17 protein-coding genes are annotated in these 21,553 nt (G+C 74.6%); 6 read left to right on the forward strand and 11 right to left on the reverse strand.

The window, feature by feature from the left end:
* The first annotated feature begins 58 nt into the window (after positions 1-58).
* Complete coding sequence (locus IG94_RS0122910; protein ID WP_031040173.1) at positions 59-700, forward strand: NAD(P)H-dependent oxidoreductase; 642 nt, start codon at positions 59-61, stop codon at positions 698-700.
* A gap of 37 nt (positions 701-737) precedes the next feature.
* Here IG94_RS0122910 and IG94_RS0122915 read toward each other — a convergent pair whose 3' ends face one another.
* The 8 genes from IG94_RS0122915 to IG94_RS0122950 all read right to left on the reverse strand — a co-directional run bounded on the left by IG94_RS0122915 (position 738) and on the right by IG94_RS0122950 (position 8,923).
* Positions 738-1,499, reverse strand: a complete 762-nt coding sequence (locus IG94_RS0122915) for a MerR family transcriptional regulator (RefSeq protein WP_052410803.1) — start codon at positions 1,497-1,499, stop codon at positions 738-740.
* Between the two features lie 169 nt (positions 1,500-1,668).
* The gene (locus tag IG94_RS0122920; RefSeq protein WP_031040178.1) at positions 1,669-2,106 is read right to left on the reverse strand and encodes an HIT family protein; all 438 of its coding nucleotides are present in this window, start codon (positions 2,104-2,106) and stop codon (positions 1,669-1,671) included.
* Between the two features lie 23 nt (positions 2,107-2,129).
* Positions 2,130-3,671, reverse strand: coding sequence for an amidase (locus IG94_RS0122925; RefSeq protein ID WP_224326376.1), 1,542 nt, complete (start codon positions 3,669-3,671; stop codon positions 2,130-2,132).
* Positions 3,672-3,963: 292 nt separating this feature from the next.
* Positions 3,964-4,701, reverse strand: a complete 738-nt coding sequence (locus tag IG94_RS0122930; RefSeq protein ID WP_031040183.1) for an alpha/beta fold hydrolase — start codon at positions 4,699-4,701, stop codon at positions 3,964-3,966.
* A 109-nt stretch (positions 4,702-4,810) separates the two neighbouring features.
* Positions 4,811-5,440, reverse strand: coding sequence for a hypothetical protein (locus IG94_RS0122935; protein WP_206269793.1), 630 nt, complete (start codon positions 5,438-5,440; stop codon positions 4,811-4,813).
* A gap of 6 nt (positions 5,441-5,446) precedes the next feature.
* A complete protein-coding gene (locus IG94_RS0122940; protein ID WP_078892393.1) occupies positions 5,447-6,601 on the reverse strand; it encodes a hypothetical protein in 1,155 nt (384 codons plus the stop codon).
* A 151-nt stretch (positions 6,602-6,752) separates the two neighbouring features.
* On the reverse strand, positions 6,753-7,199 hold the full coding sequence (locus IG94_RS0122945; protein ID WP_031040191.1) for a hypothetical protein: 447 nt from the start codon (positions 7,197-7,199) through the stop codon (positions 6,753-6,755).
* On the reverse strand, positions 7,196-8,923 hold the full coding sequence (locus tag IG94_RS0122950; protein ID WP_043484286.1) for a hypothetical protein: 1,728 nt from the start codon (positions 8,921-8,923) through the stop codon (positions 7,196-7,198). Before IG94_RS0122950 ends, IG94_RS0122945 begins: the two co-directional genes overlap by 4 nt.
* A 196-nt stretch (positions 8,924-9,119) precedes the next feature.
* Here IG94_RS0122950 and IG94_RS0122955 point away from each other — a divergent pair, with 196 nt between their 5' ends.
* The 5 genes from IG94_RS0122955 (at position 9,120) to IG94_RS0122975 (ending at position 14,170) form a co-directional block, all read left to right on the forward strand.
* Complete coding sequence (locus tag IG94_RS0122955; RefSeq protein ID WP_052410804.1) at positions 9,120-10,409, forward strand: sensor histidine kinase; 1,290 nt, start codon at positions 9,120-9,122, stop codon at positions 10,407-10,409.
* Positions 10,406-11,131, forward strand: coding sequence for a response regulator (locus IG94_RS0122960; protein WP_052410805.1), 726 nt, complete (start codon positions 10,406-10,408; stop codon positions 11,129-11,131). The genes IG94_RS0122955 and IG94_RS0122960 overlap by 4 nt, the downstream gene beginning before the upstream one ends.
* Before the next feature lie 263 nt (positions 11,132-11,394).
* Complete coding sequence (gene ettA, locus IG94_RS0122965; RefSeq protein ID WP_031040203.1) at positions 11,395-13,059, forward strand: energy-dependent translational throttle protein EttA; 1,665 nt, start codon at positions 11,395-11,397, stop codon at positions 13,057-13,059.
* Positions 13,060-13,061: 2 nt separating this feature from the next.
* Positions 13,062-13,472: an acyl-CoA thioesterase gene (locus IG94_RS0122970; RefSeq protein ID WP_031040206.1), complete on the forward strand. Its 411-nt coding sequence runs from the start codon at positions 13,062-13,064 to the stop codon at positions 13,470-13,472.
* Positions 13,469-14,170, forward strand: a complete 702-nt coding sequence (locus IG94_RS0122975; protein ID WP_031040209.1) for a DUF8185 domain-containing protein — start codon at positions 13,469-13,471, stop codon at positions 14,168-14,170. Before IG94_RS0122970 ends, IG94_RS0122975 begins: the two co-directional genes overlap by 4 nt.
* A 30-nt stretch (positions 14,171-14,200) precedes the next feature.
* Here IG94_RS0122975 and IG94_RS0122980 read toward each other — a convergent pair whose 3' ends face one another.
* The 3 genes from IG94_RS0122980 to IG94_RS0122990 all read right to left on the reverse strand — a co-directional run bounded on the left by IG94_RS0122980 (position 14,201) and on the right by IG94_RS0122990 (position 21,463).
* Entirely contained in the window at positions 14,201-15,256 is a 1,056-nt protein-coding gene (locus IG94_RS0122980; protein WP_224326375.1) for an ABC transporter ATP-binding protein, read from the reverse strand.
* A 73-nt stretch (positions 15,257-15,329) separates the two neighbouring features.
* Positions 15,330-18,092, reverse strand: coding sequence for an FtsX-like permease family protein (locus IG94_RS0122985; RefSeq protein WP_031040215.1), 2,763 nt, complete (start codon positions 18,090-18,092; stop codon positions 15,330-15,332).
* Positions 18,089-21,463 (reverse strand): FtsX-like permease family protein, encoded by a 3,375-nt coding sequence (locus tag IG94_RS0122990; protein ID WP_043484289.1) that lies wholly within the window; start codon positions 21,461-21,463, stop codon positions 18,089-18,091. The genes IG94_RS0122985 and IG94_RS0122990 overlap by 4 nt, the downstream gene beginning before the upstream one ends.
* Positions 21,464-21,553: the final 90 nt, after the last annotated feature.

A 21,553-nucleotide genomic window follows, 5' to 3' on the forward strand; every position in this document is an offset into this window, starting at 1 on the left:
AGGCATTGCGGCTTCTTGCCCATGTGAACGTGTGGCCGGTGCGTGTTCAGTAACGGACATGAGCACCGATGACGACAACTCGCTGACCCTGGTGGTCACCGCACACCCGGACCCCGGCTCCCTGACCCACCACGTGGCGGAACGGCTCGTCCCGGCCCTCCGTCCCGGGGCGGTCGAGGTGGCGGATCTGCACCGCGAACGGTTCGACCCCAGGTTCACGCCGGCGGACCGCCGGGCCTATCGCGAAGACGGCGGCCACCCACCCGACGTGGTCCGCGAACACCGCCGTCTCGACCGCGCCACCGACCTCGTCCTGGTCTTTCCCGTGTACTGGTGGTCCATGCCGGCGCTGCTGAAGGGGTGGATCGACCGCGTGTTCGTCAACGGCTGGGCCTTCGACGTCTCGGCCGAGTCGGGAGTGCGCCCGAGGCTCCAACGGCTCACGACGCATCTGCTGCCCGTCGCCGGTGCCGACTCCGGCACGTACGAGCGCCACGGATACGAACAGGCGCTGCGGACGCAGATCGAGCACGGCTTCGTCGACTACGTCGGAAGCCGCCGCGGTGCCACCGCGTTCATCCACGCATCCGAGCAGCCCTCCTCCGCGGCCACGGCGGCGAGCGTCACCCGCGCCGTGCGCGCCGTCGGCGAGGCCGTACGGTCCCGACCAGCCGCCTCGCAGGCGGAGACGGCGCACTGAACGCTCCGCCTCGCGCACGAGCCGTGGGCCGGCGCGGTCAGCGGCGTTCGGCGGTGTTCCGCCCCGCGCGGAGCCGGGTGGACTCGTCCAGGACCACGTAGGTCCGGTGCAGGACATCCAGCTGCGCCGGGTTGTACAGCTCGCGCAGCACCGTCCCCATGGTCTCCCGAACGGACTCCTTCCCCTCCGCGACGGCCGTGTACAGGCCGGGCAGCTCCGGGTGGGCCTGCCAGAGGCGAAGCAGGTAGGACACCATCCGCTGCACGAGGTCTTGGCGGACGTGCTCGCCCGCGTCACCGGAGAGTGCTTCGAACTCCCGGTTGACCGGGTGAGCAGGCAGACCGCGCACCAGCGCACCGTAGGTCCGCAGCTGCTCCCCGTCCATCAACCGGGTCATGACCAGCAGGAGCGAGCGGTCGGTCTCGGACAGCACCGTGGCTTCGCCGGGCGTGAGTTCCGCGGGCAGGTCGGCCGGGGCGCGCTGCTCGATCAGTGTCGCGAGTTCGAGCCGGGCCCGTTGCAGCCGCTCGATGGTCGCGGCCAGTTCCGCGTCGAGTGTGCGCAGTGCCCGCCCGGGGTGCTGGTCCTCGTCCACCGTCTCCGCGATCCGGTTCAGCGAGAACCCGAGATCGACCAGCCGCTTGACCCGCAGCAGGCGGACCAGGTGCGGCACGCCGTACTGCTTGTAGCCGTTGGCCCGGCGCTCGGGCTCCTCCAACAGCCCGACCTCGTGGTAGTGCCGTACCGCCCGCAGGCTGGTGCCGGCGAGCTCGGCGATCTCCCGGGTACTCCAGCTCATGGTTCTCAGCCAATTCGGTGCCGCTGCGGCACGGTCACGTCCGGTCGGGTTCTGTCCGTCGCTCGCACGGCCGGCGTCGCGGTCGGGACGGGCCGGTGCTGGTCGGGTCCTGGCTCGCGGTTCGCGGCTCGCGGCGGCCGGGTCGGTGCGCGCTCGCGCGCGTTCCGGTTCACGCGCCGGGGGCGAGGTCCCGTGCCTGTTCATGGCCGAGTTCCAGCAGGGCGGCACGGAGCTTCGCCGCCGCTTCGGCCAAGGCCGACTGGTCGTCCTCCTGCTCGGCCTTGCTGAAATCGAAGTCGGACATGTCCCAGACCGGCGCGACGTGTATGTGCAGATGCGGTACCTCGAAGCCCGCGACGACGAGGCCGGCGCGCGGAGCGTTCCACGCCTGCTGCACCCCCTGCCCCACGGCCTGGGCCACCGCGAAGCAGCGCGTCAGGAGGGCGCCGTCGGCGTCCGTCCACCGGTCGATCTCTCGGCGCGGCACAACAAGGGTGTGCCCGGGCCGCAACGGGGCGATGGACAGGAAAGCGACGACTTCCGGATCCTGCCAGACGAAGTGTCCGGGCAGCTCGCCGGCGATGATGCGGGAGAACAGAGTAGTCATAGGTGCGATTGTCCTTGGACGGGTCAGGCCGCGGACGGCGAATCGGGCAGGAGCGGTGAATCGGGCAGGGGTGGCGAATCGGGCGGGGACGGCCGGAGATGCGCCCACGGACGCGCCCGCTCCAACTGAGCGGCCAGTGCCAGCAGCTCGGGCTCCGAACCCGGACGCCCGACGAACTGTATGCCGAGCGGCAGCCCACTCGACGTCCGGGCGAGCGGTACCGACGACGCCGGGCGCCCGGTCACGTTCGCCAGCTGGGTGAAGGGCGCGGGCTCAAGGTTCGCGACGGCCAGTTTCCCGACGAGACGCATCCGCCCCAGCACGCCGCCGATCCGGGCGGCCAGCAGCCCGCGTGCGGCGAGCCGGACCGGCCGGGCGAGATCGAACTCGCCGATCGGCCACGCCGGGCGGGCGGTGGTCGGGGTGAGCAGCATGTCGTAGCGCTCGTGGAACGCGGACAGCGCCCGGGTGTGCTGGTGCCAGCGGGACTGCGTGGCCAGATATCCCGGCGCCGCAAGGCTCCGGCCGATCGCGGCCATGATCCGGGTCTCGATCTCGAAGTCGCCCTCGGCGCAGCCGGTGAACTCCCGTGCGGCCGCGACCTCGGCGGCGACCATCGCGAACCAGGTCGTGAGGAAGTCGGTGGCCAGGCGCTGCCCGTCGATGGCCGGGGCCGACTCCTCCACGACATGTCCGAGTCCGGTGAGCAACTCCCCGGCGTCCCGGACCGCGGCGGCGGCCTCCGGGTCGACCGGTCCGCCGAGCGAGGACACCGTGGTCAGCCCGATCCGCAGCGGGCGCGGGTCGTCGACGACGGCGTCGGCGTACGGACGTTCCGCCGGAGCCACCCGGTACGGGTCCTCCGGTGCGGAGCCGGCCAGGACGTCGAGCATCGCGGCGGAGTCCCGGACCGTGCGCGACAGCACGCCCTGCACCGCGGCGCCGTGGAAGACCTCGTCGACGTCCGGCCCGGACGGGACGACGCCGCGCCCGGGTTTGAGCCCGAACAGCCCGCAGGCCGCAGCCGGGATCCGGATGGAGCCCCCGCCGTCGTTCCCGCCCGCGACCGGGACGACTCCGGCCGCGACGGCTGCCGCCGACCCGCCGGAGCTGCCACCGGGCGTCCGCGACGGGTCCCAGGGGTTGCGGGTCGGACCCCCCGCGACCGGTTCGGTGATAGCGCGGGCGCCGAACTCGGGGGTCGCGGTCCGGCCGAACACCACCAGGCCGGCGTCGAGCCAACGCCGTACCACCGTGGACGTCTCCGGGCGCGGGAAGCGTGCCAGCGATCGATTCCCACTGCCGGTCGGAACCCCGGCGAGGTGCTGACCCAAGTCCTTGATCAGGAACGGGACGCCGGCGAACGGCCCGGACAGCGGGCCGCGAGCGCGGGTACGGGCATCGTCGTCGAGTCGGTGGCGGATCGCGTTGAGCGTCGGCTCGACCGCGTCGGCACGGGCCAGCGCCGCCTCCAACAGCTCGACCGGGCTCACCGCCCCGGACTTCACCAGCTCGGCCAGCCCGACGGCATCGTGCTCCCGGTACTCATCCCAAGTGATCCCCATACGAGTGCTCCCATCAGGCGACAAAGGTTCGGTCCGCCCGGCGCCGCCCGGTCCGCCCGGCGGCCCGGATTGCCTGGATCGCCCGGTCTTAGGCGCGTCCGACGCCACGACGCCCGATGCCCCGACGTCCCGACGCCACGGCCGTCGGCGCTCCGGCCGCGGTATCGCGCGGGTCCCGGTCGGCCGGTCACGACCGCGTCGGACACCGCTCAGCGATGTCGAGCAGCCCTGATCCGAGTCAACACTGTGCCGCTGCGGCACACTCAAGCTCAGGGACACCGGGCCGGGGGTACTAGGAGGCCCAGAATTTGTTGAGTACCTCGGCGCCCCGGTCGGGATCCTGGAGCATCCAGTAGTGGGTGAGGCCGTCCAGCTGCACTGCCTGCGCCCCGGTACGCGCGGCCACCTCCACGTCCATCGCGGGCTGCGCCATGGGGTCGCCGGTCGGGATCAGGACGAGCCCCGGCGCGGAGGCGGGGCCGTCGAACTCCTTGCCCCAGTCGGCGTGGAAGTTGGGCCAGGCCGAGCGGTAGAGCGTCAGGATGGCCGCGCTCATCTCCTCGTCGTGGACGGTGTCGACTTCCGCCGCCAGTTCGGCGCTCATTCCCCGGGGGCGGAGGTAGTCGCCGAAGCCGGGGCTGCCGGGGGTCCGGGCGCGCAGCGACGCGAGCAGTTCCTCGCCCTCCGGGCTCCTCTGGAAGAGGGTGGCCGCCTCGTGCCACTGGTAGTCGGGGTGCCAGCCGTGCGCGACGTCGGACACCCAGCTGCGTACCGGGACGTCGTAGGCGGAGACGATCCGCATCACCAGGTGCGCACCCCAGTCGTGGCCCACGAGGTCGACGGGCCCGCCGAGCGCGCGCAGTTCGTCCGCCAGCCAGTCGGCGTAGGCATCCTTGCCGTCCAGGCGGGCCGGGCGGGGGCTGCCGAACCCGGGAAGCCGCAGGGTCCTGGTGGGGCGGTCGATCCGCTCCACCAGACCGTTCCAGACGGAGGGCGTCTCCGGTACTCCATGGATGAACACAACGGTCACGACTGCTCCCGAAAGCGAAGTGGATTAGCTATCAACTTCACCGTAGCAGCTGACTGATAAGCTATCCACTTAGCTGCGGGAGAGGTCGTGGACCGGGCGTGGTCGCTGCTCAGACGAGGGTGCTGAGTTTCGCGGCGGGGTTGTTGCGCCGCCAGCCTGCGGCGAGGTAGGCGAGCATGCCGACGGGCGGGATGGCGCAGAGCGTCCAGGACACCGCCAGGGGCGGGCCCGGCTGGTCGAGTACGGCCACGTCCCGCAACGTGCCCCGGGCGGGGCCGGCGTGGCCGTCGAGGGCGAAGGTGAAGTCCCACTTGCCGGCTTCCGGCAGCGCCTGCACGTCCAGCCCCCATACGTCGAGCTTGCGGGGGTGCCGTGCCAGGCTGCTGGTGCGGTCCTCGTCGTCGAGTCCCGGGCCGTCGATGGTGAGCGTCCCGGACTTGTGTGCGATGCCGCCCTCGGGGGCGAAGGTGAAGTCGAGTGACTGCAGGGCACGCAGCGGCCATTCGGAGAAGCCGACGGTGACCGTGTAGGGACCCGCCTCGACCTTCTCGGTGTGGACGATGCCGACGGGAGCGTAGGCGGCGGCCGGGGCGCCGGCGGCCAGGGCCAGGGCGAGGGCCGCCGCGGCGGCGAGGAGCAGTCGGTGCAGCCGGCCGCGCGGGCCACGCGGTGCCGCGCCCGCGGCTGAACGGCGTGTCGTGCGTGCGGTGAAACGGTGTGTCGTGCGTGCGGAGTTCATCGGAGGTCAGTCCTTCGTGGCGGGTGCGGTGGAGGGCTCGCGGAGCAGGACGGCGAAACGGGCGGCGAGGTACCCCGCGAGCGCGCCCGCGGCCAGGCCGACCACCGCCATGGTCAGCAGGTCGGCCGCGCTCGGACCGGAGCCTTCGAGCAGGGCCAGCTGGACGGGCATGGACAGCGCCGTCACCGTGCCGCCCGCCGCACCCATGAGCTGCGGGACGATGCGTGCGGACCACCCGCGCCTGCGGCCGAGGACCAGAAGCGCGGCGATGACGCCCGCTCCGAGCAGGGCGAACATCGGGATCTCGGCGGGCATCTCGGGCGCGTCGTCACCGAGGTTGTCGCGCAGGGGCAGCCCGACGGAGTCGGCGTAGACGCGGGCCGCCCACGGCGAGAACCACCACAGGAAGGCCTGCACGGCGCCGAGGGCGGCGGCGATGGCGAGGGCCGTGCGCGACCGCCCGACGATCAGGGTCCCCATGACGAGCAGGAGCGTGGCGAAGAAGACCGTACCGATCACGTCGGGTTCGACGGGCAGCGGGAGCGCGGAGAAGGCGTTCGCCGTGATGGGGCTGAAGGTGATGAGCACCGGGATGCTCAGGATCAGACCGACCCGGCCCCACCCGGTGTCGCGCGCCGCGGCGAAGACGATGATGCTGCCGGCCATGGTGATGGAGATCGACACGAACAGGCCGATGTGCGGCGGCGAGTCCAGTACGGCGTCGAAGCCGTACAGGGAGTGCCACCACAGGTCCAGGAGGCCGAAGAGGAGGAACAGGGCTGCTCCGGTGCCGGCGATCAGGTGGCCGAGGGGCGCGCGGAACGTGCCGCCGAAGACGCGTACGGGAGTGCCGCCGGCGATGTCCCCGACGGGGTGGCCGGCGCGCTGGGCGGCGGTCGCGAGCAGGACCATGGCCAGGCTGGTGACGCCTGCGACCGCGCTGCCGGAGTACAGCATGAGGTGCGAGAGCGTGAAGAACGTGTCGGGGCCGACGTCGGTGTGCCACTGGATGTCCCAGCTGATGCCGAGCAGCGAGGTGAGGGTTCCGGCGAGGACGAGGTGGGCTGCGAGGGGCGCGGTGCGCCGGTTCTGGGCGGCGCTGACGGCCGGTGACGGCTGCGGTGCCCGGTCGGCGATGCCGTCCGGTAGGGCTGTGGTCACGTGTGGGGTGCCTTTCTCATGACGGTGCCGGACCGATGGCCGGCGGGCGGGGAGGGTGCTGCGGACGGTGGTGCGGGACGGGTGCCGTGGACGGCGGTGTGGGAGGGGTGTCGTGGACGGCGGGTGCGGGACGGGTGCCGTGGCCGGTGGATCAGCCGGAGATCGCGACCGGGAAGTCGACGTGCTCGCTGCGGCTGCCGTGGTCGAGGCTGACGCGGAAGGTCCAGCGGCCCGGCATCATCAGGTGCACGGACGTGGAGTAGGTGCCCGACGTCCCCCGGGGCCGGGCGGGTGCCTGAGGAGTCGCGTGCCCGTGGGTGACCATGACGGCCTGCACGGTGACGGCGGCCGGAGCGTCGTCGCGTCCGCCCCCGCGGGGCGTGACCCGGACGTCGACGCCGGTGGCGCCCGTGCGCGGCCGGGTCACGGTGAGGGTCACCTCGTCGGTCGCGCTGCCTCCGGTCAGTGACACGGACTCGTCCGACCAGGAGGGGCGCAGCGCGACGGCCAGCAGGGCCAGGCAGATGGCCAGCAGGGCCGCGGCCCCCGCGTACAGGAACCGGACCGCGGGGGTGCGCGAGGTGGTGGGGGCGCTCATTCCTCTCCTCCGCCGGATCCGCCGGACGACACGTGCAGGACGTAGGGGATGGTGAGGACGGTGCTGTCGCGCATCGCCTGGATCCATACGCGGTAGTGGCCGGGGCGGGAGAAGGTGTAGACGAAGGAGACGTCGGGGCCGTAGGCGGCCACGGTCTCGTCGGCCGGGCTGTCCCCGTTGAGCGGCATCAGCCCGCTCATCGAGTCGGGCCCCTCCCCGTGTCCGCCGGGCTCCGTGTCCGGCGGGTCCGCCGTGCCGTGTCCGGCGTGGTCCTCCTCGCCGTGGGCCGCCCCGGAGCCGTGCCCGTGCCCGGTGCCCGTGTCGCCGCCCGTGTGGGCGCTCATGTCACCGCTCATGTCGCCGCCCATGGAGTGGGCGTGGGCCCAGACGGGCGCCTGCTCGGCGGCCTGCCCCAGGCGCGTCGTGCCGGTGGCGTCGTCCTCGGACAGCGGTCCCACCACGATCATGTGGCCGACCATGCCGAGCCAGGGCTGGAGCGTGGCGGTGTCGCCGACCCGCGCGGTGAGGGTGGCCGCGGAACCCGCCGTGAGCGTGGAGGCCGTCAGGCGCACGGGCACCCCGTCGATCGTCCGGGTTCCCGTCCCGCGCGCGGCGAGTTCGGACTCCGGCGCGGTGTCCGCGCCGGCGGCGTCCTGGTCCGGCGCCTTCCCCGAGCCCTCCTGAGGAGCCGGCCGGCCGGTGACTGTGATGCCGGTGGCCGACCGTACGTGCTGCAGTCCGCCGCCGCGGCGGGCGAACTCCGCGGACACCGCGTAGTGGCCGCTGGCCGGCAGCCGCAGTTGCACTTCGTAGGTGCCGGGGGCGGTGCGGACGGGGTGCAGGTGCCAGAGCCGGCCGGCCGGCCCGATCACCACGAGGTGCATCAGGGCACCGTCGTGGACGACCAGGTCGTCCGCGGGCAGGCCGGTCGAGCCGTCGTTGACGTCGAGCCGCAGGGTGCCGCGCTCTCCCGGCCGGGCCGTGTACGCGGCCGTCTCCAGGGAGGCGGGCGGCCGGGAGTGCTCGGCGGACACCGGCCGGACGACGGCGTACGGGTCGGTGACGTTGTCCTGGGTGGCGTCCACGTCCCGGCCCGGTTCGGGCGGTGGGGGCAGGGACGCGGACAGCAGCGCGGCGGTGACGGCCGTGGCGAGCGCGGCCACCACTCCGGAGGCCGGCAGCAGCACCCAGGAGCCGCGCCGGGCCCGGACGGCGACGAACAGGGTCACCAGCATCAGGACGCCGGCCGCGACGAACCCCGCGAACACGGTGCGTTCCGGCGGCGACGTGACCTGACCCGGCACCACGAACGGGATCCGCGCCGTGCGGGAGCCGTCCTCGACGACCAGTTCCCAGGGTCCGGCCCGGTCGATGTCCAGCACCGTTCCGTAGGTCCCGGGCTCGTCGCCGAGGCGGACCGACGCCTTGCTGGTGACGGTCCCCACCGTGGCCCCGGCCGCCCGGTCCGCCGCGACGCCGGCCGGGACGGCGCCCAGCCGCAGGGCTCCCGCGGGGGTGCCCCGGTGAGTGAGGACGTCCACGTGCAGCGGTCCGGGCAGCCCGGTGACACGCCGCAGTACGAAGGTCAGCTCCCGGTCGCCGAGGGTCTGGGCGACGTGGAGGTCGCCTCCGCCCGCGGAATCGGCCCGCGCGGTGGCCGGGAGGAACAGGGACAGGGCCAGGGCGCAGAGCACGGCCGCCACCGTGCGCGCGGCTCCGCGCATCGCGGGTGAGGCCCGGCCACGAGCCCTGCCACGGACGGGAGTCGGAGGTGCGGTGCTGTTCACCCGGCAGACAGTAGGAACGCCGCCCCCGCGTTGTCGTCACGCGGCCAGGGCACGTACCGTCCCCCGCGCGGGGGACCCCTCCTCCTCCGCGGGCAGGACTTCCCCCACCGTGCGGGTCGTGCACGATACGTGCATGCACGGCGCACCCGTCCGGACCGACGACCACCACCACGCCACCGCTCCGCCGCCCGAGGACGCCGCCCCAACGCCACGGCGCCGCTCCCCGGCCGCATGGCGGCGCGGCGTGTCCGACCGGGTCCGGGACGCGAGCGGGTCCCTGGCGTGGCAGTCCCTCATGGTGGCGGGGTTCTGCCTCCTGACGGACGTGTTCACCCTCTCCTACGAGGGCGCGGACGTGTACCCCGCCGTGTACTTCTGGACGTTCCTGGTGGCGATCGTCCTGGTGGACATGGCGCTGGCGAGCGCGGCCCGGCTCTCGGGCGTGGTCGCCTTCGCCCAGACCGCTCTGGCGGTGGCCGGCACGCTGGCCGCGCCGCACGGCGTGCCGCCCCCCGACCTGAACGACACCGGGATGCTCATCGCCGCCTACCGGGCCGGCGCCTGGCTGAGCGGCAGATCGGCCGTGCTGGCCCTGTGCAGCCTGGCCGCCGGTTCGATCGTCGTGCGGATGGTGGGCGGCACCGATCTCAGCGACTGGCGTTCGCTGATCTTCGGCGCGGTGAAGGACGCGCTGCTCGCCTGGCTGGTCGGCCGCTACACCACCGCGCGGGGAGCGCACATCGCGGAACTGGAGCAGCGGGCCGAGCGCGAGCGCGAGCGGGCCCAGCAGGCCCTGGCGGACGCCATCGCCGAGGAGCGCAGCGCGATCGCGCGCGACCTGCACGACGTCATCTCCCACCACGTGAGCGCGATCGGCGTGCACGCGGGGGCGGCCCGTCTGGGGCTCTCCGCCCAGGAGAAGTCGCCGGTACCGGCGGCGCTGGCGGCGGTGGAGACCTCCAGCCGGGCGGCCCTCCTGGACCTGCGCCGGCTGCTGGACTTCCTCCACAACAGCCCCGCCGAGGACGCGCGGCAGCCCGGCCTCGACGATCTCGACGAGTTGGTGCACGCCGTGTCGGCCGCCGGTCTGCGGGCGCACGTGACCGTCGAGGGCGTCGCCCGCAAGCTGCCGGACTCGCTGGACATCGCGGTCTACCGAGTGGTCCAGGAGGTGCTGACCAATGCCCTGCGGCACAGCGGCGGGACGGTGGACCTCGCCCTGCGCTACGAGGCCGCGGCCATCACCGTCACGGCCGTCAACCCGATGAGCGGCGTGCGGCACCGCGCGGACGACACCCCGCACCGGGGCCTGGAAGGCATCAGCAGCCGGGCCCGCATGTTCAACGGCGTCGCCTCGTACGGACCCGTACGAGGCGGAACCGACTGGAAGACCACGGTCACCTTCCCCCTGGACGGCTCATGAGTCTGCGTATCCTCCTGGCCGACGACCACGCCATGTTCCGCTCGGGACTCCGGGCCGTGCTCGGCACCCAGGACGACCTGTCCTGCGTCGCCGAGGTGGCCGACGGTCAGGCGGCCGTCGAGGAGACCGCCAGGCTGAGGCCCGATGTCGCCATCCTGGACATCCGCATGCCGCGCCTGGACGGACTCAGCGCGGCGGAACGCATCCTGGCGGCGCCGGACAACACCACGAAGATCATCGTGCTCACCACCTACGACGAGGACAGCTACGTCTACCGCGCCCTGCACATGGGGGCCAGCGGGTTCCTCCTCAAGAGCGCCCCGCCGGAGGACACCATCGCCGCCGTCCACATCGCCGCCCGGGGCGACGCCCTGATCGACCCCTCGGTCACGCGCCGCCTGATCGCCCGCTTCGCCGGCAGCATCGCCCCGCCCGCCCCACCCACCGAACTGGAGCGGCTGACGGCCCGCGAGAACGACGTACTGCTCCTCCTGGCGCAGGCACACAGCAACACGGAGATCGCGCGGCACCTGGGCATCGGCGACGAGACGGTCAAGACCCACGTCTCCCGGATCCTGGCCAAGCTCCATCTCCGCGACCGCACCCAGGCCGTCGTGTACGCGGTCTCCCACCGACTCGTCTCCCCGTCCGCCACCGCCCGCCCACCGAGGACGGAGACGCCGGACCCGCACGGCGGAAGGAACCCCCGGCCCTTCCGGTGAGGCGGGAGGAACCTTCGGCCCTCCCGGTGAGGCGGAGGACATCCGCCCCGTGGCCGAGCGCGGTCCGCCCTGCGGCGAACTGACCCCGGAAGCGCCGGAAGCGGCCCCGACGCCGATCGGCAGTGACCGGCAAAGCGCGATCACGATCCGTGAAACCCCAGGTCAGAGGCCCCGACCGGAACGCGTTTCCGCACAGCGGTGGCGGTGCGGCAAGATGGGGTGTATCTGCCCACCTGCCTGATCAAGCTGCCGGACGGTTTCTCTTGGCTGAGTACATTTACACCATGCGCAAGGCGCGCAAGGCGCACGGCGACAAGGTGATCCTTGACGACGTCACCCTGAGCTTCCTGCCCGGCGCCAAGATCGGCGTGGTCGGTCCGAACGGTGCCGGTAAGTCGACCGTTCTGAAGATCATGGCGGGCCTCGAGCAGCCGTCGAACGGAGACGCCTACCTCTCTCCCGGTTACACCGTGGGCATCCTGCTGCAGGAGCCCCCGCTCAACGAGGAGAAGACCGTCCTGGAGAACGTCCAGGAGGGTGTCTCCGAGGTCAAGGGCAAGCTGGACCGGTTCAACGAGATCGCCGAGCAGATGGCGACCGACTATTCGGACGCGCTCCTCGAGGAGATGGGCAAGCTCCAGGAGGAGCTCGACCACGCCAACGCCTGGGACCTCGACGCCCAGCTGGAGCAGGCCATGGACGCGCTGGGCTGCCCGCCCGGCGACTGGCCCGTGGTCAACCTCTCCGGTGGTGAGAAGCGGCGGGTCGCGCTGTGCAAGCTGCTGCTCGAGGCGCCCGACCTGCTGCTCCTCGACGAGCCCACCAACCACCTCGACGCCGAGTCCGTCAACTGGCTGGAGCAGCACCTCGCCAAGTACGAGGGCACCGTCGTGGCCGTGACCCACGACCGGTACTTCCTGGACAACGTCGCCGGCTGGATCTGCGAGGTCGACCGCGGCCGCCTGCACGGCTACGAGGGCAACTACTCCAAGTACCTGGAGACCAAGGCCACCCGCCTCAGGGTCGAGGGCCAGAAGGACGCCAAGCGGCAGAAGCGGCTCAAGGACGAGCTGGAGTGGGTGCGCTCCAACGCCAAGGGGCGGCAGGCCAAGTCCAAGGCCCGTCTGGCGCGGTACGAGGAGATGGCCGCCGAGGCCGACAAGATGCGGAAGCTGGACTTCGAGGAGATCCAGATCCCGCCGGGCCCGCGCCTGGGCAGCGTCGTCGTCGAGGTCAGCAACCTCAGCAAGGGCTTCGGCGACAAGGTCCTCATCGACGACCTCAGCTTCACCCTGCCGCGCAACGGCATCGTCGGTGTCATCGGCCCCAACGGCGCCGGCAAGACCACCCTGTTCAAGATGATCCAGGGCTTCGAGGAGCCGGACTCCGGCACCATCAAGGTCGGCGACACCGTCAAGATCTCCTACGTCGACCAGAGCCGCGAGAACATCGACCCGAAGAAGACGCTGTGGGCCGTCGTCTCCGACGAGATGGACTACATCAACGTCGGGCAGGTCGAAATGCCCTCCCGCGCCTACGTGTCGGCCTTCGGGTTCAAGGGGCCGGACCAGCAGAAGCCCGCCGGTGTCCTCTCCGGCGGTGAGCGCAACCGGCTGAACCTCGCCCTCACCCTCAAGCAGGGCGGCAACCTGCTGCTCCTCGACGAGCCGACCAACGACCTCGACGTCGAGACGCTCAGCAGCCTGGAGAACGCGCTGCTGGAGTTCCCGGGCTGCGCCGTGGTCGTGTCCCACGACCGGTGGTTCCTGGACCGGGTCGCCACGCACATCCTCGCCTACGAGGGCGAGTCCAAGTGGTTCTGGTTCGAGGGCAACTTCGAGTCGTACGAGAAGAACAAGGTCGAGCGGCTCGGCGCGGACGCCGCCCGCCCGCACCGTGCCACCTACAAGAAGCTGACCCGGGGCTGATCTTGCGGTACATCTACCGCTGCCCACTGCGCTGGGCGGACATGGACGCGTACGGCCACGTCAACAACGTGGTCTTCCTCCGCTACCTGGAGGAGGCCCGTATCGACTTCCTGCACCGCCCGGAGAAGGACTTCAAGCAGGGGTCCGTGGTGGCACGCCATGAGATCGACTACAAGCGGCAGCTCGTCCACCGGCACCACCCGGTCGACATCGAGCTGTGGGTCACGCAGATCAGGGCGGCCTCCTTCACGCTCACCTACGAGGTCAAGGACGGCGACGTCGTCTACGTCCGCGCCTCGACGGTGATCGTGCCGTTCGACTTCGAGGCGCAGCGTCCCCGGCGGATCACCGCCGAGGAGCGGGAGTTCCTCCAGGAGTACACGGACGCCGAGGAGGAGGCCGTCGCCGCATGACGGTGCTGCACCTCGCCGACGAGGGGGAGGCCGCGGACCTCGCGGCCTTCCTCTCCCGGCTGCTGCACTACGACCGTTCGGCGGCGGTGCGGCTGCAGGGGACCGGCACGGCCCTCGCCGTCTTCGGACGGCCGCCCTCCTTCGAGGTGCTGGCCGTGCGGGCGGTGCGCCTCGCCAAGCCGTACGAGGACGGGATCGACGTCACGCTGGACGTGACCGTGTCCGCCGGTGAGCTGCTGGAGAGCGTGGACGAGCAGGCGGTCACCGCCCGTGTCCCCGCCGCGGTGACCGGCCCGCCGTGGGCCGGGGTGCTGCCGCCGCGCGGCGGGTGGCGGGCCGAGGCGGGGCTGCCCGCCCCGGACGCCCTGCGCGCGCTGGTCGCCGCCGCGGTCGCCGAATTTCGCGCCCGTACGGCGGAGTTGGCCGCCGAGGCGCGTACGCGGGCCGAACTGGACCGGATCGGGCGGGAGATCTGGTCCCGGACGGTCGGAGAGACCGGGCTGCCGGTGCGGGTCGTGCACGCGGCCCAGTCGCTCGGGTTCCTGCGGCCCCCCGGGGCGCCGGGCTCCCGCGAGGACGCGCCGAAGCTGTTCTCGTCCGGTGCGTGGCTGCGGCTGCGTACGCCCTTCGGGTCCGTCGCCCTGCGGCGAGCGGGGGCCGGGGCGGGCGTAGGGGGACTGAACCTCAGCGTGCGCTGAGGCCCCGGCCGCGGGGCGCGCGGTGCCGGTTCAGCCGTGTTTCCCGCCGCTCTCGCTGTCGTCGGGGCGTACGGCGACGTGGTCCGACTCCAGTTCCAGCGCGACCCGGTCGCGCATGCCGAGGGCCGCGGTGTAGTCGGCGGGCAGCTGGAGCCGTCCGGCGCGGTCGAGCATCGCGTACTCGCGGGCCACCACCGTCTCGTGGCCGGTCGCGGCGTCCACCTCGCTGCGGCGCAGTACCTCCGTGGAGGTGCGGCCGTCGCGGATGGCGACCGTGCGGCGGACCTCGCCGGCCACCGCCTGGTCGTGGGTGACGATGACGACGGTGGTGCCGAGCCGCTCGTTCGCCGTGCGGAAGGCCGCGAATATCTGCTCCGCCGTGTGGGAGTCCAGCTCGCCCGTCGGCTCGTCGGCGAGCAGCACCGCCGGATTGTTCGCGAGGGCCACGGCGATGGCCACACGCTGCTGCTGACCGCCCGACAGCTGCCGCGGACGGCGGTCGCGGCAGTCGGCGATGTCCAGCAACTCCAGGAGCTCCAGGGCGCGTTCGGTGCGGGCCCGGCGGCCCTTCGCGCCGCGGGAGCCGGCCAGCCGCAGGGGCAGGGCGACGTTCTGGGCCGCCGTCAGGTAGGGCAGGAGGTTGCGGGCGGTCTGCTGCCAGACGAAGCCGACCACCTCGCGGCGGTAGGCGAGGCGGTCCTTCGCGGTCATCGAGAGCAGGTCGCGCCCGGCCACGCGGGCCGCACCGGCGGTGGGGGAGTCCAGGCCCGCCAGGATGTTCATCAGCGTGGACTTGCCGCTGCCCGACGCACCCACCAGCGCCATCAGCTCGCCCTCGCGGACCAGCAGGTCGAGGCCCTGGAGGGCCTGCACCTCGACGCCGTCGGCGCTGAAGATCCGGACCAGGCGGTCGCAGGTGATCAGGGCGTCGTGGCCGTAGGCGGGCCGGTCGCGGGAGGCGGTGGCGCGGTCGGCCAGCTCGGCGAGCGTCGCGGTGGGGACCGCCGGTGCCGGTGTCGACGGGGGTGCCGGTTCCGGTCGTGACGATGCCGGGTCCGATGCCGATGCCGATGCCGATGTCGTCATCGTGGTCGTGCCTCCTGTCCGGGGTTCGGCGAGTGGTCCGGGTGCGGCGCGTGCGGCGCGGCGCCCGCCGGGCTCACCGCGCGTCCCCCGCCCGCAGTTCGGTGACCGACCCGCGGCGGCCCGACCACCACGCCTGGACGCCCGCGACGCCCACCGCCACCACCAGCACCGCCACCGCCGGCAGCGCCAGCGACCACGGGTCGGTGCGCAGTCCGGCCCGGCCCACCGGGGACGAGGCGGTCGCCAGGGCGATCGTGGTCAGGTCGACGCCGGGGGCGAGCAGGCGGACGGTCGCCCAGCCGGTCAGGGCGCCGCCCGCCGCGGCGAGGACGGCCTGGGGGAGCGACTCCAGGACCAGCAGGCGCCGCCCCTGGGCGCGGGTCAGGCCCATCGTGCGCAGCCGGGCGAGGAGCGCGGTGCGTTCCGGCGCGGCGCGCAGCAGGGAGAGGAGCAGGGCGAGGACGGCGTACCCGGCGCCCGCGGCGACGGCCACGGCGTAGACGCGCTCCGCGCCGGACTGCAGGGGCGAGTCGACGTACCGGCCCCGCTCGGCGGAGCGCAGCAGGACCGAGCCGGCGTCGCCCGCGGCCCTGCGCAGCGCGCCCGCGTCCAGGGGGGCGCCGGTGAGCAGCAGCAGGCTGGGACGGGCGGCCTCGGCGGACAGCCCGGCCCGGTCCACGACCAGGAAGTCGTCGCCGGAGACGGCCGGGGTGAACGCGCGGACGAGCGCGACGCGGACGGTGACGGACGTGCCGTCCCCCGTGCGCACCGAGAACGGCCCGGTGCCGAACCGCTCGGCGACCGCGGGCGAGGCCAGCGCGGGCAGCGGCTGCCCGGCCCCGCCGCCGTGCCCTTCCAGCGCGTCCCCGTCGAACGCGCCGAGGCCCGTGCGCGCCGCCAGTCCCGCGTAGGCGCCGGGGTCCACGCCGGCCAGCGGCACCTTCTGCTTGCCGTCCCCGGCGTTGGCCTGGTCGGTGAGGCCTACCTCGGCCACCTCCCGTACGCCGGACGCGCGGCTCACGCGGTCGCTCACCCCGTCCGGCAGCGGTCCGTCCGTGCCCTGGACGCGGGCGTCGGCGCCGACCACGCGCACCGCCGCCTGGTCGCGGGCGTCCGTCACACCGGCCAGGACGGAACCGCCGAAGGCCGCCGTGGTGAGCGCGGTCAGCAGGGCGAGCAGCGGCAGCACCGCGGAGACCGGGGTACGGCCCGCGCGGGCCAGGGCCAGGTGGCCCACGGCGCCGCGCAGCCGTCCGGCGGGGCGGGCGAGCCGGCGCAGGGGCAGCGGGTAGAGGCGGACAAGGACCAGCGCGGCGATCACTCCGACCAGGACCGGGGCCGCGGACACCAGGTCACCGGCGCCGCCCGACGCCCCGCTGCGTCGCAGCGTCTCGACCGCGCCCAGCGCCAGGGCGACGGCGGTCAGTTCGGCGACCGTGCGACGCCGGGAGGGGCGGGCCGACGCCACGTCCCGCCGGCCGCCGTGCACGCGTACGGCACGGTGCGCGACGGCGGCGCGCAGGGGCAGCGCGGCGCAGGCCGCGGCGGTGACCGCGACGGCCGCCCCGACCGCGGGCGCGAGGCGGGCGCCGGGGAGCGCGAGGAGCGCGGCGGCCAGGCCGAGCGCGCCGGCGGGCAGCGCCACCACGGACGTCTCGGCCAGCAGGCGCCCCACGACACCGCGCAGGGACGCGCCGCGGGCCCGCAGCAGGGTGAGTTCGGCGCGCCGCCGGTCGGCCGCGAGACCGCCCGCCATCAGCAGGACGACGCCCGCGACCGTGCCGGCGCCGACCGCGGCCACCGACACCAGCGGGCCGATGCCCGAGCGCAGCTCGCCGAAGGCGGCGAACACCTCGTCCAGGTCGGTGGAGACGTCCGCGGCCGGGTCGACGCCCGCGCGCACCTCCCGCAGCCCCGGCCCGGACTCCAGACCGGCGACGGCCGAGGTCAGCGCGGAGAGGTCGTGGGCGTGCAGGGCGCCGGCGCGGGGCGCCGCCTGCCAGTAGCGGACGGGCGTCCCCGCCGTGCCGAGGAGCGCGGGGCCCGCCTCGGGGGCGAGCAGCAGGGCGCCCAGCCAGTACTGCTGACGGTCCGCGCCGGGCGGCCCCGGCACTCTCATCAGCGCCGGCTTCCGCAGCACGGGCTGGGTCGACCAGTAGGCGCCGTCGGGGTCGCGCGGGGCGAGGACGCCGGTCACGCGGACGGTGAACGGGGCCCGTTCGACGCCGGGCACGTGCAGGACCGAGCCCACCTTGATCCGCAGGGTGCGGGCCGTCTCCGCGGTGACCGCCGCCTCCAGTGCGCCGGTCGCGGCCGTCACCGGGCCGCCGGTCGCGCGCGGCAGCCGGCCGGAGCCGATCTCGGCGTGGTCGCCCAGACCGGCCTGCGCGGCGAGATGGAACTGGGCCGGCAGCCCGCTCGGCTGCGGCAGCCAGGGCTCCGGCACCGGAAGGCCCTCGGTGGTGCGCACCCCGTACGCCGACTGCGCCCGGTCCACGGGCAGCGGCGCGCCCTCGACGGCCGCGAGGACCTTGCCGTACCGCCCGCCAAGCCGCTCCGGACGCATCGACTCCTCCCGCTCCCGCGCCGAGAGGGAGGGGTCGGGCTGCGGGGCGGTGACCAGCACGCCGGTACGGTCCGGGCGGGCCTGCGTCAGCGCCCGGTCCAGGCCCGCGTCCGCGTACCGGTCCAGCGCCCTCGGGAACGCTGCGGCCAGGCACGCCGTCAGCGCCACGAGCAGCGCCAGCGCCCACGCGGCACCGGGCGCGGTCTGCAGGCGGGTGCGCACCCACGGGGCGGACACCGGCTTCACCGCACCCCGCCTCACCCGCTTCATCGCGCCTCGCCTCCCTGTTCCCGCAGGGCCGCCGCCGGATCGCCGCGGCCCAGGGCCAGCGCGGCGGTGACCAGGAGCGGGGGCAGGGCGACGGCGGCCAGCAGGAACGCGACGCGGGCGGCGGGCAGGGCCACGAGCACGTCCGGGACCGGGTGGGCGGCCTGCGGGGTCAGCACGATCAGGGGGATCACTGCCCTGGCGAGTACGGTGCCCAGGGCCGCGCCCACCAGCAGGGCCAGGGCCAGCAGGACGCCCTGTTCGACGGCGACCGTGCGGGCCAGCCGGCGGCGCGGGGCACCGAGGGCGCGCAGCACCGCGAACTCGGCCCGCCGCTCCCGCAGCGACCCCGTCGCGCTCACCGCGAAGCCGACGGCCGCGAGTGCCGCCGCCACCCCGGCCGCCGCGGCGAACGCCGCCTCGGGGCCCGCGCCGAACGGGTCGTCGCGCAACTCCTCGGCCAGTTCGTCCCGCACGACGACCTGCGAGGCCTCCAGGTCCGGGAAGCCGCGCAGCGCCTCGGCGGCGCCGGACGCGCCGCCGGTCGACGTCCGCAGCCACCACTCGGTGGGGGCGAGCGCCTCGCCGTACTCGGCCTGGAGCACCCGGTTCACGGAGCGCAGGTCGAGGAGGAGGGCGCCGCCGTCCTGGTCCGTGGCGCCGGACCCGTCCGCCGCGTCCGTCCCGTCGGGCGCCCCGGTGCCCGGCAGGGCGCGGACCGCGCGCACGATCCGCACCGGGAGGCTGTGGCCGCCCAGCGCGACGTCCACCCGCTGTCCGACGCGGGCGTCCGCGGAGTCCAGGTAGCGGTCGGTGGCGACCGCCGTGAGCTGCGGGGGCGCGGGCTGCGTGACGTCCAGCCGCAGGGTCACCGCGCCCGACACCCAGGGCAGGTCGTCGGGGATGTACCCGGTGCCGTACCCGACCGCCGGGGGACCGGAGGTGCTCAGCTCGGGCTTGGTCGGGCCGGTGCTCGCGTCCGGCGAGGCCACCGCCGCGGCGCCGCGCACGGAGGCGGTCCAGGAGCGGGGCGTGGGCAGCCGCCGTACGGTCCCGTCGGGCGCGGTGGCGGTCAGCTCCGCCAGGCCCAGGCGGAGCCGGTGCGCGTGCCCCCTCGGCTGGGCCGTGACCAGTTCCAGGCCGGTCAGGGTGAGCGGGCCGCCGGTGACGTCGAGGTCCAGCGTGTGGCGGCGGCCGTCGGCGGGCAGCTCCCCGGCCCGCAGCCGGAAGGGGGTGCCGTAGGCGTCCCGCACCGTGACCGTCACGTCGGCGGCGGCCGTTCCCGACTCCGCCCCGGCCTCCGTCCCCGCGCCGGTTCCCGTATCGGGCACGGTCCCCGGGTCCGTACGGGTCAGGGTGGCCGTCACGCCGAGTGCCGCCGTGCCCGCGGGCACCGTCGCGCCCGCCGCCCGGCCCCCGGCGGCCAGCGGGGCGAGCAGGTCGCCGGCGGGTTCGGCGGACAGGTCCGGGCGCAGCAGCAGCGTCCGGGCCGCGTGCTCCGTGTCCAGCGCCAGCACCGTCGCCGTACGGTCGCCGGACAGCGGCAGCGCCGAGCGCGACGCGGGAGCCACCTCCCGTACGCCCCCGACGGCCGCGTAGCTCTCCGTGCGCCCCGGGCCCGCCGTCCCCGAGGCCAGCACCCGTACCGGCGCCCCGGCCCGGAAGTCCGCCTGGTCGTCCTGCGAACGCTGCCAGGAGGCGCCCTGGCCGACCGCGAGCATGCCCAGGGCCACCGCGAGCACCAGCAGCAGCACCGGAGCGGCCCCGCGCGTCGGGCGGCGGCTGAGCTGCCAGCCCGCCAGCGCCGAGGTCAGCCCGCGCCCGCCGGCCGCCCGGCGTTCGGCCAGCCGCGCCACCGGCGGCAGCAGCCGCAGCGTCAGCACCGTCCCGGCCAGCAGCGCCAGCGCGGGCGCCGCGACCAGCAGCGGGTCGATACCGAGGGCGCCCGTGGTGTCGCCGCTCACCGCGCCCGAGGTCTGCCGGGACAGCTGCCAGTAGGCGACACCCGCGACCACCAGGAGCCCGAGATCCGCACCGGCCCGCAGCGGGGCCGGCAGCGCGCGGGCCCGGCCGCCCGCGGACAGGGACGAGGCCAGCGCCGGCACCGTCACGGCCAGCGCGCACCCGAGGGCCGCCAGCAGCGCCGCCAGCCACACCCCGCCGCCGCCCCAGGCCGGCACGTCGAGGCGCAGCCCGATCCGCTCCAGCGACCCCTGCCCGGCGAGCAACCGCGTCAGCGGCCCGGCCAGCAGTGGGGCGCAGACCAGCGCCGGCCCGGCCAGCAGCAGCGACTCCAGCGCGGCCAGCCCCGCCACCCGGGCCCGGGAGGCGCCGCGCGCCAGCAGCAGCCGCTGCTCGCCCGCGCGTTCGGCGTTCAGCAGCCGGGCCACCAGCAGCAGCGCGCAGCCCGCGAGGAGCGCCAGCTGGAGGGCGACCACCAGCAGCGTGGAACGCGAGACCAGCAGGGAGCGGTCGAGCCGGTCCAGCACGTCCGGCAGGGCGGTGGTGGCCGCGGTGCTGCCGCTCAGCTCCGGGCGCTCGCGCAGCCACGCCACGCCGCCGCGGGCCGCCTCGCGCAGGGCGTCCGTCTCCTCCGCCGTCACCCCCGAGAAGTCGGCCGCCGCCAGCCACCCCGAGGAACCGGCGCTCACCCCGCCCCCGGTCAGCACGCCGGGAGCGGCGAGCAGCGGCCCGTACGTCGTGAAGCCGCCCCGCTTCACGCCGCGCCCGGCCAGGTCGTCCAGCCGCCAGTAGGGGGCCGCGGTGTCGGTGGGGCGGTAGAGGCCGGTGACCTCGACGTCCGTCTTCGGGCCGCCGAGGCGGTCGGTGAGGGTGAGGCGGGCGCCCGTCCCGAGGCCCAGGCGTTCGGCGGCGGCCGTGGGCAGCGCGACCTCGATCCGTCCGGCGCCCTGCCCGGACACCTCCCCGCCGCCCTCTGCGGGCATCCGCCCCTCGGTGACGCGCACCTGCGCCGGGTCCAGCGCCGCGAAGTACGTCAGGTCCGGGTCGCCGCCGCCCCCGCCGCGCGGGCGCGGGGTGCCCGGCAGCGCGTACGGCCCCGACTGCGTCAGCGTCCGCACGGTGACCGGGAGCCCGCCGAAGGTGTCCCGGGCGCCCTCGCGCACGGTGGCGTCCGCCTTTCCGCGCTCCTCCTCGGGCACGTCCGCCTCGACGACCAGCGAGGTGTCCGCGGCGTTGCGGGGATCGGCCAGGGCGTGCCGCAGGGCGGCGTCGCCGACCGCGCCCGAGTACGCGGTCAGGGTGGCCAGTACCGCCGTGGTCAGCACCACGGTGAGCAGGGCCGCGGCGAGCAGCAGGCGGTGCGCCCGTGCGCGCAGCAGCACGAACCCCGTGAACCCCCCGTACCCCGCCACCCGGCCCCCCGCCGCCGTTGCCCGCCGCGCGCCGCTGTCCGCCGCTGTCCAGACCTCCGCGTGATGCTGTCAGAGGGGGAGGTACGGAAG

This window comes from Streptomyces olivaceus (assembly GCF_000721235.1).
GTDB lineage: Bacteria > Actinomycetota > Actinomycetes > Streptomycetales > Streptomycetaceae > Streptomyces > Streptomyces olivaceus.